Here is a 15,308-nt window from a genome sequence, read left to right as displayed (position 1 = left end):
CTAATCATTTGTAGGCAAGGGGGTTTTCCCTGAACGCGTTGTTTTTTACTGTTGCGCCGTTGCAAAAAAAACGGCGCCTTCGATACGAAGGCGCCGTGCTGCCGCAAAAAACCGGAACGTCAGGAGAGCTTTTCCGCGTGCTCGCGCAGCGTGTTCGCCGGCACGCCGATCAGCACCGCCAGGCCGCCGAGCATCACGATCGCCGCGATGGCCGCAAGCCCGATCGCCAGGCTGCCCGTCATGGTCTTGATCCAGCCGAGCGCGATAGGTCCGCAGAACGCGCCGACCTGGCCCAGACAACTGATCGCGCCGATGCCCGCGGCGGCGCCTTCGTCGGAGAGATAGGCGGGCGGAATCGACCAGATGATGGCCGCCGCGCCGAAGTAGGAAATGGAGATCATGCCGAGACAGATGATCGCGGCCGCCGTGTTGCCCGACAGCACCGGCAACAGGAAGCCGCCCAATGCGCCAATGGCCGTGCAGGCAAAGAAGTGCCAGCGGCGTTCGAGCGTGACATCGGAACTGCGCGCCACCGCAAACATGCCGAGCGCGCCGATGATGTACGGCAACGCGGACAGCAGGCCCACGTTGAGCACGTCGGACACGCCGGCCTGACGAATGATGGTCGGCGTCCAGTAGTTGAGGATCGTGCCGCACAGCGGGACCGTGCCCCAGCCCGCCGCGAGGATGTACACGCGCGGATCCTTCAACGCGACCAGCAACTGGTGGCGCGTGTGCTTTTCCGTTTTTTTCTCGGCACGGTCGGCGGCGAGCGCATCGAGGATGATCCGTTTCTGTTCGTCGTCGAGCCAGCGCGCGTCCTGCGGACGATCGACAAGATAGAAGAACGCCACCACGCCCATCAGCAACGCCGGCAGGCCTTCGAGGAAGAACAGCCATTGCCAGTTGCGGAAGCCGAGCACGTCGACGAAGTTATGCAGGATCCAGCCCGACAGCGGCCCGCCGATGACGCCCGCCGCCGCAATCGCCAGCAGGAAGCGTGAGGTGATGCGTGCGCGCCGCGCGCCCGGATACCAGTAGGTCAGGTACAGGATGATGCCGGGCCAGAAACCCGCTTCCGCTGCACCGAGCAGAATGCGCGCGATGTAGAACTGCATCGGCGTGGTCATGAAGGCCATCGCAGTGGAGATGCCGCCCCACAGGATCATGATGCGTGAGATCGTCAGCCGCGCGCCGATCCGCTTGAGCCACAGCGTGCTCGGCACTTCCAGCAGGATATAGCCGATGAAGAAGAGGCTGACGCCGAGGCCGTAGGCGGCATCGGACAGGCCGAGATCCTGCTTGAGATGCAGTTGCGCGAAGCTCACGTTCACGCGGTCCAGGTAGTTCAACACCCAGCAGACGAAGATGAACGACATCAGCCGCCAGGTGACCTTGTGATAAGTCGCCTCGACGCGCGCCGCTGCTGCGTCCGATTCCGACATGAATTGCGTGACTGTGGATTTGGCCACCAGACTCTCCGTTTCCCGCATCGATGAGGATGATGCGCGAACCGGCTCGATCGTCCGGCTCACGCTTTGGTTTTTATTCGATATCTAATCATAATGGTAAGGAGGCAGCGGTTCGCGAACAAGTTCGGGTTTGCACGGAGAGCGCCGCGCGCGCGGCCGGACGGCTGATTGAAGGGGCCAGCTGAGGGGGCCAGCGGCTATCATGTCGGGAGATACCCGCTTTCATGAAAGAAGACATCGCCATGACACGAAAGAAGACCGTTGAAGGCGCGCCGCGCGAAACCGTGGAAATGCTGCGCCACTGGCACGAGTCCGTGCCGAACGACCGTCTCGCGCACCTCGTCAAGGACGCCGCGCGCTCGATGGTCCGCGCGTTGCAGATGCGGCTCGCGGAACACGCGGTATCGTTCGGGCACTGGACCTTCCTGCGCATCCTGTGGGAGACGGACGGTCTCACGCAGCGCGAGCTGAGCGAACAGGCCGGCGTGATGGCGCCTACGACGTTCGCCGCCGTGACGGCGATGGAGAAGCTCGGACTGGTCGAGCGTCAGCAGCGTCCCGAGAACAAGAAGAACACGCATGTGTATCTCACGGCCGAGGGCCGTGCGCTGAAGGACAAGCTCGTGCCGCTCGCGGAGGAGGTGAACGACATCAGCGTGACCGGACTGAGCGAGCGCGAGATCAAGGTCGCGCGCAAGGTGCTGTTGACGATCATCGAGAATCTCGCGGATGACGAGTCGGGTTCCACCGATCCGCGACGGCGTGTGCTGTCCACGCGCGAACTCGGCAAGCTGATTGCCGAGCGCGGCGAGAGTCTGGAAGACGCCTGATTCGGCATATGCACAACTGGATCACCACGCCCATCGATGCCGCGCTGCTGCGTGGCGCCATCGAACTCGAACACACGCCGTATGGCGTGCGACCGCATCGCCTGCCGGCCTGGGCTCGCAAGCAGTGCCCCGATCCGCAACTGATGCTCGCGGAGGCCAAGCCTTCCGGCGTGCGGCTCGTGTTCGATACCGCCGCGACCGACATCGAACTCGACGTCCTGCCCACGCGCTATGTCCATGCCGGTGCGCCGGTGCGTCCTTCGGGCCTCTACGATCTCATCGTCGATGGCCAGCTCACGCAGCAACACCGCGCCAAAGGCGGCGACACCGTAACGGTCGATGCCGCGACCAACACCACCTCCGTGCAATCGGACGGCCCTGTCACGCTCGCGTTCCCGGGCCTGCTGGAAGGCCGCAAGCGTATCGAGATCTGGCTGCCGCACGACGAACTCAGCGTGCTCGCCGCGTTGCGCACGAACGGCCGCATCGAAGCAGTCGGCACGGAGGGCAGGAAGACGTGGATGCACCATGGCAGTTCGATCAGCCAGGGCTCGAATGGCGACAGCCCCACGTCGATATGGACCGCGCTCGCGGCCCGTCTCGCGGATGTCGAGCTAACGAACCTGGGCTTCAGCGGCAGCGCGTTGCTCGACCCGTTCACGGCGCGCGTCATGCGCGACACGCCGGCTGACTTCATCAGCGTCAAGATGGGCATCAACGTGGTCAACTTCGATCTGATGCGCATGCGCGCCTTCGGTCCGGCGATGCATGGGTTTATCGATACGATCCGCGACGGTCATCCGCACACGCCGCTGCTGATCGTTTCACCGCTCTATTGTCCGATCCACGAAGCCACGCCCGGTCCGGGTGCCTTCGATTTCGCCGCGCTGGCCGAAGGCAGGATAGCGTTTCGAGCGACCGGCAACCCGGACGATGTTCAGGCCGGCAAGCTGACCCTGCAGGTGATTCGCGAGGAACTGCGCCGCATTGTCGAACAGCGCGCCGCCGATGATCCGAACCTGCATTATCTCGACGGCACCCGTCTGTATGGTCCTGAAGATCAGGCCGCGTATCCGCTACCTGATGAACTGCATCCGGATGGAGCGACGCATCGTTTCATCGGCTTGCGGTTCGCGCAATTCGCTTTCGCTGACAATGGTCCCTTCGCGCGGCGTAACGCGCGCTGACGGTCACGCGCTAAGCCCCTATTCCGGCATCTGCGCCCCGCGCCATATCCGGCACTGCTGACGCACGACCTCATGCAACGAATCATGCGCGTCATACACGCGGCGCAGCCACGCGGCGTCGCTAGCGCCTTGCGTCACGGCGCGCCGGATGTCCGCCAGTCCTTCTTCCGCGCCCAATGCCTGCGCATGGGGCGCCAGGACGTCCAGCGTGGCGAGGATGCGCTCGCGAATCGGCGCGCTTTGCCCGGTTTCGGGATCGACGCAAGCGCCGTCCAGACCGAAGCGGCAGGCCATGAACCGGTTGGTCCGATACACCTCGTAGTCGCGCTCGCTGAGACGTAACGGCCGGTCAACCAGCAGATAGCGCGAGAGCGCCTGGATATACGCGGCGATGCTGGCGGCCCATTCGACGCGCAACGGCGTATCCATCACACGCACCTCGACGGTGCCATAGCCCGGACTCGGGCGAATGTCCCAGTAGAAATCCTTGAGGCTATGCACCAACCCGGTATTCGTCATGCGTTCGAAGTATGCTTCGAAGTCGGACCAGTTCGTCACGAACGGCGCCTGGCCCGACAGCGGAAACGGCGCAACCGAGTTCAGCCGTGCGCACTGGAACTGCGTGTCGCTGCCCTGCACGAAGGGTGAAGCGGCGGCCAGCGCGATGAAATGCGGCACATAGCGCGACAGCGAATGCAGCAGGACGAGCGCCGAATCCGCATCGGGACAGCCCACATGCACGTGCTGGCCAAAGATCGTGAATTGCTGATAAAGCGCGCCGTACAGACCCATCAAATATTCGGAACGCTCGCGGCCGTCAGAACGCTGGTCGTACCAGTTCTGGAAAAAATTGGTGCCGCCGCCGCACACGCCGACGTTCAGGAAATCCGCCGCGCGCACCAGCGTGTCGCGCAGCGTCTGCAACTCGCTGCGTGCCTGACCGAAGTTCCGGCAGACGCCGGTCGACAACTCGATCATGCCTTCGGTCGTCTCGGGATTGATTGCGCCCGCAAAGCGCTCTTCCCGCACGCGGGTCAGGAGCTCGGTGGTGGCCTTGGTCAGGTTGTAGTCGTGTGTGTTGACGACCTGGATTTCGAGTTCAACGCCGATCGTGAACGGATCTGATGACGCAAAGGCTTGCAGCATGGGAGGTCCTGTGCGGTCGGAGAGCGCGTGTTTTCATTCTACGCGCGCCGTCTCGACGCCATGGATATCCACGACGCACGTCCGTGCCATTCCGGTTTCTTGTGATGGTCAGGTTTGAAGCCAGGCATCCGCAAGCGTCGAATAGAACAGCATCGGTCCCTTGCGCAATCCCTTGAGCCGGCTCGAATAGAAGCCGAAGAACTTCAGTTCGAGCAGGTTGATCGAGGGCACCTCGGTCTGCACGAGCAACTGCATCTCGTCGATGAGCGCCTTGCGCTTCGCGACATCGCCTTCTTCCTGAATGCCTTCGATGATCCGGTCCATCTGCGGATTCGCATAACTGGATGCATTGCTGGACGGCACGCCCTGCTTGATGTTCTTGCTCCAGAAACGGCGCGTGACGCCGATCTGCGGATCCGGATAAGCGGAATACCACATTGAGGCCGTGTCGAAATCGCGTTCCGTGTACAGCTTGCGAATCACGCCCGGCAGGTCGAGATTGACCAGCGTCATCTCGACGCCCACGTTGCGCAACTGCTGGCGCATCAGCTCCGCCGCACGCAAATACACCTGTCCATACGCCACCTCGGTCACATGATCGATACGAAGGCGCACGCCGTCCGCGCCGCGTTTCAATCCCGCTTCATCGAGCAGACGCTCGGCTTCCTTGGGATTGAACGCGTGTTGCGGCAGTCCCGGTTTGAAGAACTGCTTTTGGTAGCTTGGCACGCAACTCTGCGCGACATCCGCCAGACCGAACCAGACGATGCGCGCCAGCGCGGCCCGGTCGATGGCATGCGCGAACGCCCGCCGCACGCGGATATCGTCAAAGGTCTTGCGGCGGTAGTTGAAGTCGAAGAAGAACATCGGCGCGGGCGCCTGCCAGCCGATCGTATCGAGCACGAGCTTCGGGTTCTTCTGCAAACGCGCGACATCCACTTCCGGCACCGGGTTGTTCGCCGCGAATGTCAGTTCGCCCGTCTCGAGCGCGACAGCACGCGCCGCCGCGTCCGGCACCATCTTGAAGATGATCTGCTCCAGATAGGGCTTGTTTTCCTTGCCCGAGGCGCCTTTGTCCCAATAGTCCGGATTGCGCTGCAAGATCACATGACTGCCGCGCACCCATTCCTTGAACATGAACGCGCCATTACCGATCGGCTTCACGTTCCAGGGATTCGTCAGCGGATCGGTGCCCTCGTAGAGATGCTTCGGGACGATCTGCGTTTCAGTGCCGAACAGCACGGCCCACAGTACCGGCGAAGGACCGCTGAGCCGGAACACGACAGTATGCGGGTCAGGTGTATCCACGCCGATCACCTTCGCCAGATTCGACGCGCCGCGCGGATGCGTCTTCTTGACCACGTTGAGGATCGAGTACTGGACATCGGCGGAAGTGAACGGCACGCCGTCGTGCCATTTGACGTTCCTGCGCAGCCGGAACGTGATTGACTTGCCATCCGGCGCGGTGTCCCACGATTCGGCCAGCTGCGGCTTCGGGCGATAGTCGCTGTCGTAGGTCAGGAGGCCGTCGAAGATGTTCGCCGAGATCACCACCGCCGGACTGGAGATGTTGATGCCCGCCACGAGACCGCCCGGCTCGGGCGTCACGTTCGCGAGCAGCGTTCCGCCTCGCACGACGGCGCCGGGCAGCGACGCGGCGAGCGCCTGCGCCGCGTGAGCGGAGGACACGAGGCCGGCTCCGGAGCTGGCCAGCAACAATTGCAGCATGCGGCGGCGTGTGATGAGGGGCGAATCCGGATTCATGGGCAAATTGGCAGGCAAGGTTATGCGCGGGTGGACGCCGTGCTTTGGAAGGACCGAAAGCGTAGGCCATGCGCGCCATCGCGCGAACCAATCTGATCTGCTATGCAAAGCTCGCGCGCTGGAAACGCGGTTTGCCCGCGTATAAGGTTGTGACGAATGCTTGGTTCGGAAAGCCGCGTGGCATTTCTAGAATGGGGCTCTCCGCGGAATGCGGAATGCATAACGCAACATGCAAAATGCAACCCCTCTCGAACACCGTGACAGGTAACCCACCCATGCCCTTTGCCATCGACGCTTTCCGCTTCATCGACGCCGCCACCCTGCGCGCCTGGCTCAACGATGGCCGCGAACTCGCGCTGCTCGACGTACGCGAGGCCGGACAGTTCGGCGAGGGCCACCCATTCTTTGCGATCCCGTTGCCGTTCAGCCGCCTCGAACTCGATGCGCCGCGCCTGCTGCCGCGCACCAGCGTGCGCATCGTGCTGATCGACGACGGCGCGACGGCCAGCGGCGCGGGCATCGACCATGCGCCGGTCGCGCAGCGGGCCGCCGCGCGTCTGCATGCCCTTGGCTACAGTAACGTCGCGGTGCTGGAAGGCGGCGCGCCGGCGTGGCAGCGCGCGGGCCGAACACTGTTTCGCGGCGTGAACGTACCATCCAAGACATTCGGCGAACTCGTCGAACATGCATACGGCACACCGCATGTCAGTGCATCGCAACTGGCGCGCTGGCGCGCCGAGCGCGGCGGATGTCCGCTCGCGCTGATCGACGGACGCACCCGCGAAGAGCATCGCAAGATGGCGGTTCCGGGTGCGGTATGCGTGCCGAACGGCGAACTGCCCGCGTGGGTCGACGCCTTTGCCGGACCGCCGGACACGACCATCGTCGTGCATTGCGCGGGCCGCACGCGCAGCATCATCGGCGCGCAGACGCTGCGCAATCTCGGCGTGCGCCGCGACGTGTTCGCGCTGGAAAACGGCACGCAGGGCTGGGCGCTGGCAGGTCTGACGCTCGAACACGGCAGCACGCGCAGTTACGCCGACCTGCCACCGTTGAGCGAAGCCGAACGTGATACCGCGCGGGAACGGGCCCGGGCGCTGGCGGAGCGCTTCGGCGTCAGCGCGGTGGACGCCGGCACGGTGCGGCAATGGCTCGGCGATCCCGCCCGCACCACGTATCTCTTCGATGTCCGCACCGCCGAAGAGTACCGCCGCGATGGCCTGCCGCTTGCGCGGCACGCGCCCGGCGGCCAGTTGATCCAGGCAACCGACCAGAGCGTGGCCGTGCGGAATGCGCGCATCGTGCTGGTGGATCATGACGGCATCCGCGCGCCGGTAGTGGCGCACTGGCTGGTGCAACTGGGCTATGAGACGGCGATCGTGGAAGCGCGATCGCTGGCGTCGACGTCCGCTGAAGCCGAGCCATCTTCGACAGTGGACGAAGACACTCCCGTCGATCCGGCCGCCCTCATACTCGATCTGCGCGCCAGCGAAGCGCATCAGATATCGCGGCCTGCCGGAAGCATCTGGACGAACCGCGTGCGTGTCTTCGACGCACTCCGCGCCCGCGACGTGCAGCGCGATGCGCCCCTGATCGTATTCGCCGATGCCCGTTCGCGCGACGCCGCGCGTCTCGTCGTACAGGATCTGCGCGATGCGGATTACACAGGCGTCACACTCGCGGCACATGGAATCAACGGATGGTCAAGCGCAGGCTGGCCCGTGGATGACACGCCGCTCCGTCTCGCGCCTGAAGACCGCATCGACTTTTTATTTTTTGTACACGATCGGCACGACGGCAATCTCGATGCCGCACGCGCTTATCTTGAATGGGAAACCGGTCTGATCGCCCAATGCGCGGAGGATGAACTCGCAGTGTTTCGCGTGGGCGAGGCGGCGCTGAGCGGGCGCTGATTCACGCCGCATCCGCCCCACGTTCGTACTGACTGCGCGGACGCGGCAAGCCCAGATGCTCGCGCAAGGTCGTGCCTTCGTACTCGCGTCGAAAGATGCCCTTGCGCTGCAACAGCGGCACGACATGATCGACGAACGCGGCCAGTCCGGACGGAAACACATCCGCATTCAGATTGAAACCGTCCGCGCCGCGTTCATGAAACCAGCGCGCGATATCGTCGGCGATCTGCTCCGGCGTGCCGACGATCATCCTGTGCGCACCCGGATTGCGATCGAGCAGATCACGCACCGTGAGACCTTCGCTGCGCGCCAGCGCAACCGTCGAATCGATGAAACCGCGCGGCAGGTCCGAGCGCGATACCTTCGCGATCAGGTCATAGGGCAGCGGCGCATCGATGCGCAGATCGTCGGGTGCAAGCCCCAGCGCACCCGCGAGCCGCGCCACCTCACGCTCCGTATCGAGCAGCGCGTCGAGTTCGGCCTTGCGTTGCCGCGCTTCGGCTTCGGTGCCGCCGATCACCGGATACAGCCCCGGCAACAACAGGAAATGATCCGGATTGCGCCCGTGACGCCGCACGCGCTCCTTCATCTCCGTATAAAAAACCTGCGCGGTGGGCAGCGTGGTCTGGGCGGTGAACACGGCATCGGCGAAACGCGCGGCGAGCGCCCGCCCGCCTTCCGACGATCCCGCCTGCACCAGCACCGGCCTTCCCTGCGGACTGCGCGGTACAGTCAGCGGCCCGCGCACCGCGAAGTGAGCGCCGCGATGCGCAATCGCATGCACGCGCGCCGGATCGGTATAACGCCCGCTGTGCTGCTCGGCGAGGAAGGCATCGTCTTCCCAGCTGTCCCACAGCTTCGTGACCACCTCCACGAATTCCTGCGCGCGCGCATAGCGTTCTTCGGTGGAGAGCGGCACGTCATGACTGAAGTTCGCCGCAGCGGACGCGTCGTACGTGGTCACTGCATTGAAGGCCACGCGCCCGCCGCTCACGTGATCGACGGATGCGAAACGCCGCGCGAGATTGAACGGATCGTTGAACGTGGTCGATGCCGTGCCGATCAGCCCGACATGCGTCGTCGCGCCCGCGAGCGCCGTCAGCAACACGGTCGGCTCCAGCGCCTGCGACGGCCCTTCCGCGTGATTGCGCAGCGCCAGCAGGTCGGACAGGAAGATGGCATCGAGCTTGCCGCGTTCCGCCGTCCGCGCGATCTCCTTGTAGAAGTTCAGATCGACGATCGCGCGCGGATTCTCGAGCGTGCGCCATCCCGCCGGGTGACGTCCGACGCCCGTGACATTGGTGTTCAGGTGAAGCTGACGTGGCTGGCTCATGACGTTGCCTGAAGTGAAGAGCGAAGCGGCGCTGCGGGCACGCGCAAGCCCGCTTTCACGAGCAGCGGCAGCACGGCCTCGCCGAAATACTTGAGGTCCGGCTCGAAGTCGAAGAAGGTGAGCTGAACGCCGTCGCAGCCTGCGTGCTTCAGCGCGATCAGTTGCTCCACGACCTGTTCCGGCGAGCCGATCAGATGCAGGTTTCCGCCCAGCACGCGCTGCTCGCGCTTGTGCTTGGCCCACGCTTTCGCGTCGCTGCGGCCATGCATGCCGATGAAACCATCGAGCGCGCCTTCGTCCGGATGCGCGACGATGGCATCGTGATACGCGCGGGCTTCGCGTTCGGTCGGCCGGCAGACGATGGTCGGATTGATCAGCGTGCGTACGCGCCGCCGGACGCGCGCCGCGCCTTCGCGGATCTTCGCCGTATGCGCGGGCAGCGCGCCGATCGCATCCTTGAAGTCCGCGCCGGCCGGGCTCGTGATGAAGATCAGGTCGGAATGCCGCACGGCATAGTCGATGCCCGCCGCCGAGCCCGTCGCGTTCACCAGCACCGGCCGATGAAAGCACGGACGCGGACTGACGAAGGCATCGTCGAGTTGCCAGTGCGGCGTGCGGATGGTCAGGTTGGCATCGCTGCGCCACAGCGTGTCCAATACGCCGACGAACTCCGCCGCGCGCACATAGCGTTCGTCATGCTCGATCATCGGCTGGCCGAACATCGCCCATTCGCTCGCGACGTGACCCGTCACGAGATTGATGCCCCAGCGCCCGTTCGAGATGTGATCGAGCGTCGCGCCGAACTTCGCCAGATGCAGCGGATGCCACGGCCCATAGAGCGCGTGCACCGTCGAGATGAGCAGGATGCGTTCGGTGATGGCGGCGAGCGCGCTCGTCGCGATGAACGCATCGAGCGACTGCTCGCGATACTTCAGCGTGCCGCCATGTCCGTTCTTGCCGAGCCACTGCGCGAGGCCGAACACGAGATCGAAGCCGAGCGCCTCGGCCTGCTTCGTCAGGCGCGCGTTGTAGTCGAAGCGCCAGTCGGTCCCGCGCGGCAGCGTCGAGATCGACCAGCCGCCGTTCTGGATCGGCAGGAACAGGCCGAGCATCAACGGCTGCGCGAAGGCCGCCGCGAGCGGACTGCCGGGGATGTCGGCGGGGCTCGTGGCGCCGTCGAAGACGGGCGAGACGGCCGCGTTCATGCGGCGCGCGCCTGGTCAGCCTTCAGTTCGTCAAGCCGCGCATGACTGCGCTTCGCCGTTGCCGTGCCGAAATCGAGCACGTCGATGGACGCAATGTCGTCACGCTCCAGTTGCTCGACGAGTTGCAGTTCCCATGCGAGATACGCGTTCATCTGCTCGGCGACACGTTCTGGCGCGGCGTGATAGGGGCTGTACCAGGCGTCGTCGTCGCCGGTGAGATTGCCGGTATCGCCGGAAGCCTGCGGCAGGCCCAGGGACAACCAGCGCCGCGTGCCGCCCGCGAGTGCCGCAACATTCGCGCGCTGTTCCGCCAGTTCAGCCGCGACCAGCGCTGCCAGCGCGCCGTCTTCCGAGGTCAGCACCAGATCACGATCTGACGGGAAATCCGCGAGCTTCGACGGAAGTTCGCTCGCCGCGATGAAGCGCGCGCCCTCGATATGCGCGCGCCTGAACCCCAGACTGCTGTCGATATCGATGACCTGCGCCGTGCCCTGCTTCAGCGCATCGGCCAGCCGGTCCGCCTCGATCCAGCGCGTGCGCGCGCCGTGCGGCCGCACGTTCAGCGGCTCGGGGCCAGCCGCGTAGCGATCGTTGCTCAGCGCAGCGCTGGCCGTGTCATCGAGCACGCGGACATCGAGATAGCCGAGTTGCTTGAGCCACGACGCGGTCATGCGCGCGCGCACGCCATCGTCGTCGCGGAGGATCACGCGTGCATGCAAAGTACCGATGTACTCGTCCGTCGCCTGCACCAGTTGGCCGCCCGGCGCCGAACGCCAGCCTGCCGGATGCCCGGCTTCGTATTCCAGCGGATCGCGCACGTCGAAGCGGTACAGCGTGCGCGTGCCGCTCTCCTGTTCCAACGCGGCGAGCGCGGCGCCGTCGATGACCGCTACATCGGCCTTGCGTACCGCCGCAGCGGCAAGCTCGCGCGCGGCTGCGAGCGTTGCGCCTTCAGGGCGCGGCGCAGTGCGCACTTCGCCATGTTGCAGTTCGAGGCCCTCAAGCAGCCACGCCATCGAGCCCCCCGTGAGCGCGGCAACCGGATTCGGCACGCCCGCGTTGATGAGCGACTGCGCGCCGAGAATGCTGCGCGTGCGGCCCGCGCAGTTCACCACGATCAGCGTGTCCGGCGAAGGCACCGCCGCCAGCGCGCGATACACCAGTTCCGCGCCCGCGCAGTCGATGCCGCCCGGAATGTTCATCGTGTGATATTCGCCGAAGGGACGCGAATCCAGCACGACCAGATCGTCGCCGGCATCCTGGCGCGCCTTGAGCGTGACAGCGTCGATGTTGGGCGTATGCAGGCGATGTTCGATCAGTTCGCCGAACGCCTTGCCCGGCACGTTGGTGCCGCTGAATACTTCGAAGCCCGCCTGCTCCCAGCCGTCGATGCCGCCCGCAAGCACCGCGACGTCCGTATAGCCCCAGCGCGCGAGCAACGCGGCGGCGCGCGGCGCTTGCTCTCCATGACTGTCGACGAGCACGACCGGCGTGCCGCGGCGCGGCACGAGCCGCTCGATCAGCAAGCCGAGCCGCCCCACCGGCGCAACCGACGAATAGAACAACCGCCTGCGGGCTGACACGCCTTCCTCGCGGACGTCGAGCACCGCGAGTTCGGAGCGTTGGGCGATGAGCGTGCGCAATTGCGCGGGAGACACGGAGCGGGACATGAGCGCGGGATCCTGGGTAATGAATATCAATGAAGGTTGGCCGGACACGGCGCGTCAGCGCGTTGCCACTGCCTGCGCGTCGAACACCGGGTTGAACTCGATGTCGACCTTGATGGGATGCTTGATGTCGCCCGACTTGTGCAGCGTGTCGGCGATCTTCTGCTCGCGTGCGACCAGCGCGCCATCGAGCGGATAGAACACGGAACGGCCGTTCTCCGCCGAGAACTTCGCGCGCGCCGGGCTCTGCTTCATTTTCTCCAGATAGATTTTTTCGACCGCCGGCACGTTCTGCGCCCACCAGGTCCACGAGTTCTTCAGACGGCCGAGAAAGTCGCCGAGCGCGCGGCTCTTTGCGGGATCGCGCAGCACGTCCGTGCGCGCGGCGAACACTGACAACGCGGGGATGTCCAGTTCGTCGCTCTTGATGATGACGCGCGCCTCGCCCTTGTCGACGGCTTCCTTCACCGGCGCATAGCCGCCCGAATACACCGCGACCTGACCGGCATTGAAGGCCGAAGCCGACACGTTGCCGTCGCCGAACTTCACGCCTTCGAAGTCCTTCGGCTTCAGATCGGCCTTGATGTACGAGAGCACGTATTGCAGATAGTTGAAGCCGCCGAAGTTATAGCCCCAGGTCTTGCCGCGCAGGTCCGCAATGGTCTTCACATTGGCGTTGTTGCGCACCACCGTGACGATGGGCGGATAGCTGCTGTCCGGGTTGCGCCATCCCGCGATGATCTGCAACGGCGCGGTGTCCGCGGTCCATGGCGCGCGCGCGTTGCCTTGCTCGATGATGAGCGAGGTATCGCCCATCAGGCCCACGTCGAGGCTCTTCGAATACAGCGCGGAGAGTTGCGCGGCGGGACCCGTGAGCACGGCCCACTTGATCTTGTAGGGCGCGCCATCGAGCACGTGCGACTGCTCGACGATCAGCGGCCACGCCGCATCCTGCGTGCCGATGGTGAGGGTGAGCGGTTCATCGGCGAACGCGGAAGAGGCGCCCGCAAGCAGGCTCGTGAAGAAGACAGCGGCAAGACGTGTTCTGATGCGCATGGTGCTTGAAGAGGAGTTGAGTGAGAGGTTCAGGCAGCGTCGGCATGCGTGACGCCAAGCTCGGCGAGCAGCCGTGCTCTGAGAGCGACGGCGGCGGCATCGCTACGCGAGCGCGGGCGCGGGGTGTCCACTTGCAGGTGCGCGCTGATCTCGCCCTCTGCCAGCACGACGATGCGGTCGGACAGCAGAATGGCTTCGTCGATATCGTGCGTGACGAGCACCACGGCCGGCGTATGTGAACGCCATAACCGCGCGACCAGTTCGTACATGCGGATGCGGGTCAGCGCGTCGAGCGCGGCGAAGGGCTCGTCGAGCAGCAGCAGCTTCGGCTCGCGCACCAGCGCACGCGCCAGCGCGACCCGCTGCGCCTCGCCGCCCGAGAGCGTCTTGGGCCAGCCATCGGCATGACGCGCGAGGCCGACTTCATCGAGCGCGGCGAGCGCCGCCGCCTTCGCGCTGCCCAGCCGCGCATGACCGATCACGACGTTCTCCCACACGCGTCGAGCCGGCACGAGGCGCGGTTCCTGAAACACCACGGAGCGCGCGCCCGCGACGCGCACGCGGCCGCTGTCGGCCTGATCGAGTCCGGCGAGGATGCGCAGCAGCGTGGTCTTGCCCGCCCCCGAGGCGCCGAGCATCGAGACGAACTGGCCGCGCCGCACGTTCAGCGAGACGTCCTTCAGCACGGCGCGGCCGTCGAAGACGCGGCTGACGGCTTCGAGCGCGAGCGCGTCGTGAGCATGGGCATTGGCATGCGTGCGTTCAGGCGAGTTCAAAGCGCGGCCTCCATGGCAAAGCGAGATGTTCGAGCGCACGCATGACGAGGTCCGTCACGATGCCGAGCGTCGCATAGACCAGGATGCCCGCGATGATGATGTCCGCGCGCTGGTTCTGGTTCGCATTGACGAGGATGTAGCCGATGCCGTTCTGCGCGTTGATCTGCTCGGCGACGACGAGCGCCAGCAGCGCCACCGCCGACGCATAGCGCACGCCGACGAGGATCGCGGGCAGCGCGGTCGGCAGGATGATGCGCCACGCGACCTGGCGGCCCGAGAGGCCGAACACGCTGGCCGCTTCGAGCAGTTTCGGATCGACGCCGCGCACGCCGGCATAGGTGTTGAGATACATCGGGAAGATGGTGGCCGCGAGGATCACCGCGACCTTCGCGCCCTCGCCGATGCCGAACCACGTGATGAACAGCGGAATCAGCGCGATGAACGGAATGGTGCGCAGCATCTGCAACGGCGCGTCGATGACTTCTTCGCCGATGCGCCAGAGTCCGGCCAGCAGCCCCGCAATCAAGCCAATGCCGCCGCCAATCGCGAGGCCCGTCGCCGCGCGCACCAGCGACACGCCGATGGCGCTCTGCAACTCCCCATCGGCGATCAGTTCCTTGAGCGCGGCGAAGATGACGGTGGGGGGCGGGAGCGTTTCAGGCGCGACGAGCTGCAAGGAAGAGGCAAGCTGCCACAACACGACGAGCGCCACCGGCACGCCGATGCGCAGCGAGCGCGAGCGCAACGCCGCGCGGCGTTGCGTGCCGCGGCGGGCGGCGGCACGCGTGGGGAGATCAATCAGCGAAGTGTTCGTGCCGCGCGCGCCCGGGCGTTCGAGCGGCGTGCCGGGATCGAGTCCGAGCGCGGCGGAGGGAAAGCGGGGGACGGTCATCGGTGTTCATCGGCGGATGGGTGAACAACCGATGGTACGGCTGCCCTATCCCGTGCCCAACCAACGA

The 15,308-nt window shown here is 65.3% G+C and carries 12 protein-coding genes; 3 read left to right on the top strand and 9 right to left on the bottom strand.

Annotated elements, in window-relative coordinates; all coding sequences use genetic code 11:
• Positions 1–119 precede the first annotated feature (119 nt).
• A complete protein-coding gene (locus tag QCE62_RS18230; RefSeq protein ID WP_309922891.1) occupies positions 120–1,445 on the bottom strand; it encodes an MFS transporter in 1,326 nt (441 codons plus the stop codon).
• Between the two features lie 269 nt (positions 1,446–1,714).
• On the opposite strand from QCE62_RS18230, the gene QCE62_RS18225 reads away from it, so the two are divergent.
• Entirely contained in the window at positions 1,715–2,302 is a 588-nt protein-coding gene (locus QCE62_RS18225) for a MarR family transcriptional regulator (protein ID WP_309814242.1), read from the top strand.
• An 8-nt stretch (positions 2,303–2,310) separates the two neighbouring features.
• Positions 2,311–3,489, top strand: coding sequence for an SGNH/GDSL hydrolase family protein (locus QCE62_RS18220; protein WP_309921274.1), 1,179 nt, complete (start codon positions 2,311–2,313; stop codon positions 3,487–3,489).
• An 18-nt stretch (positions 3,490–3,507) separates the two neighbouring features.
• Here QCE62_RS18220 and QCE62_RS18215 read toward each other — a convergent pair whose 3' ends face one another.
• Both QCE62_RS18215 and QCE62_RS18210 read right to left on the bottom strand, forming a co-directional pair.
• The gene (locus QCE62_RS18215) at positions 3,508–4,635 is read right to left on the bottom strand and encodes a YbdK family carboxylate-amine ligase (protein WP_309921272.1); all 1,128 of its coding nucleotides are present in this window, start codon (positions 4,633–4,635) and stop codon (positions 3,508–3,510) included.
• Between the two features lie 108 nt (positions 4,636–4,743).
• The gene (locus QCE62_RS18210) at positions 4,744–6,324 is read right to left on the bottom strand and encodes an ABC transporter substrate-binding protein (protein WP_309921269.1); all 1,581 of its coding nucleotides are present in this window, start codon (positions 6,322–6,324) and stop codon (positions 4,744–4,746) included.
• 350 nt (positions 6,325–6,674) lie between these two features.
• On the opposite strand from QCE62_RS18210, the gene QCE62_RS18205 reads away from it, so the two are divergent.
• On the top strand, positions 6,675–8,312 hold the full coding sequence (locus QCE62_RS18205; RefSeq protein ID WP_309921266.1) for a rhodanese-like domain-containing protein: 1,638 nt from the start codon (positions 6,675–6,677) through the stop codon (positions 8,310–8,312).
• 1 nt (position 8,313) lies between these two features.
• On the opposite strand, the gene QCE62_RS18200 is transcribed toward QCE62_RS18205, so the two are convergent.
• The 6 genes from QCE62_RS18200 to QCE62_RS18175 are packed head-to-tail and all read right to left on the bottom strand — an operon-like array spanning position 8,314 to position 15,241.
• Complete coding sequence (locus tag QCE62_RS18200) at positions 8,314–9,645, bottom strand: LLM class flavin-dependent oxidoreductase (protein WP_309921263.1); 1,332 nt, start codon at positions 9,643–9,645, stop codon at positions 8,314–8,316.
• On the bottom strand, positions 9,642–10,850 hold the full coding sequence (locus QCE62_RS18195; protein WP_309921260.1) for an LLM class flavin-dependent oxidoreductase: 1,209 nt from the start codon (positions 10,848–10,850) through the stop codon (positions 9,642–9,644). The genes QCE62_RS18200 and QCE62_RS18195 overlap by 4 nt, the downstream gene beginning before the upstream one ends.
• Positions 10,847–12,520, bottom strand: a complete 1,674-nt coding sequence (locus tag QCE62_RS18190; protein WP_309921258.1) for a rhodanese-like domain-containing protein — start codon at positions 12,518–12,520, stop codon at positions 10,847–10,849. The genes QCE62_RS18195 and QCE62_RS18190 overlap by 4 nt, the downstream gene beginning before the upstream one ends.
• 54 nt (positions 12,521–12,574) lie before the next feature.
• Positions 12,575–13,573 carry an ABC transporter substrate-binding protein gene (locus QCE62_RS18185; protein ID WP_309921255.1) on the bottom strand — a complete coding sequence of 333 codons (999 nt, stop codon included), beginning with the start codon at positions 13,571–13,573 and terminating at the stop codon, positions 12,575–12,577.
• Between the two features lie 29 nt (positions 13,574–13,602).
• On the bottom strand, positions 13,603–14,349 hold the full coding sequence (locus tag QCE62_RS18180) for an ABC transporter ATP-binding protein (RefSeq protein WP_309921253.1): 747 nt from the start codon (positions 14,347–14,349) through the stop codon (positions 13,603–13,605).
• Complete coding sequence (locus QCE62_RS18175) at positions 14,336–15,241, bottom strand: ABC transporter permease (protein WP_309921250.1); 906 nt, start codon at positions 15,239–15,241, stop codon at positions 14,336–14,338. The genes QCE62_RS18180 and QCE62_RS18175 overlap by 14 nt, the downstream gene beginning before the upstream one ends.
• Positions 15,242–15,308 lie beyond the last annotated feature (67 nt).

It is taken from the genome of Caballeronia sp. LZ033, from assembly GCF_031451265.1.
Lineage (GTDB): Bacteria > Pseudomonadota > Gammaproteobacteria > Burkholderiales > Burkholderiaceae > Caballeronia.
The sequence above is the reverse complement of the archived record's forward strand: the minus strand, read 5'-3'. Positions and strand labels throughout refer to the sequence as shown.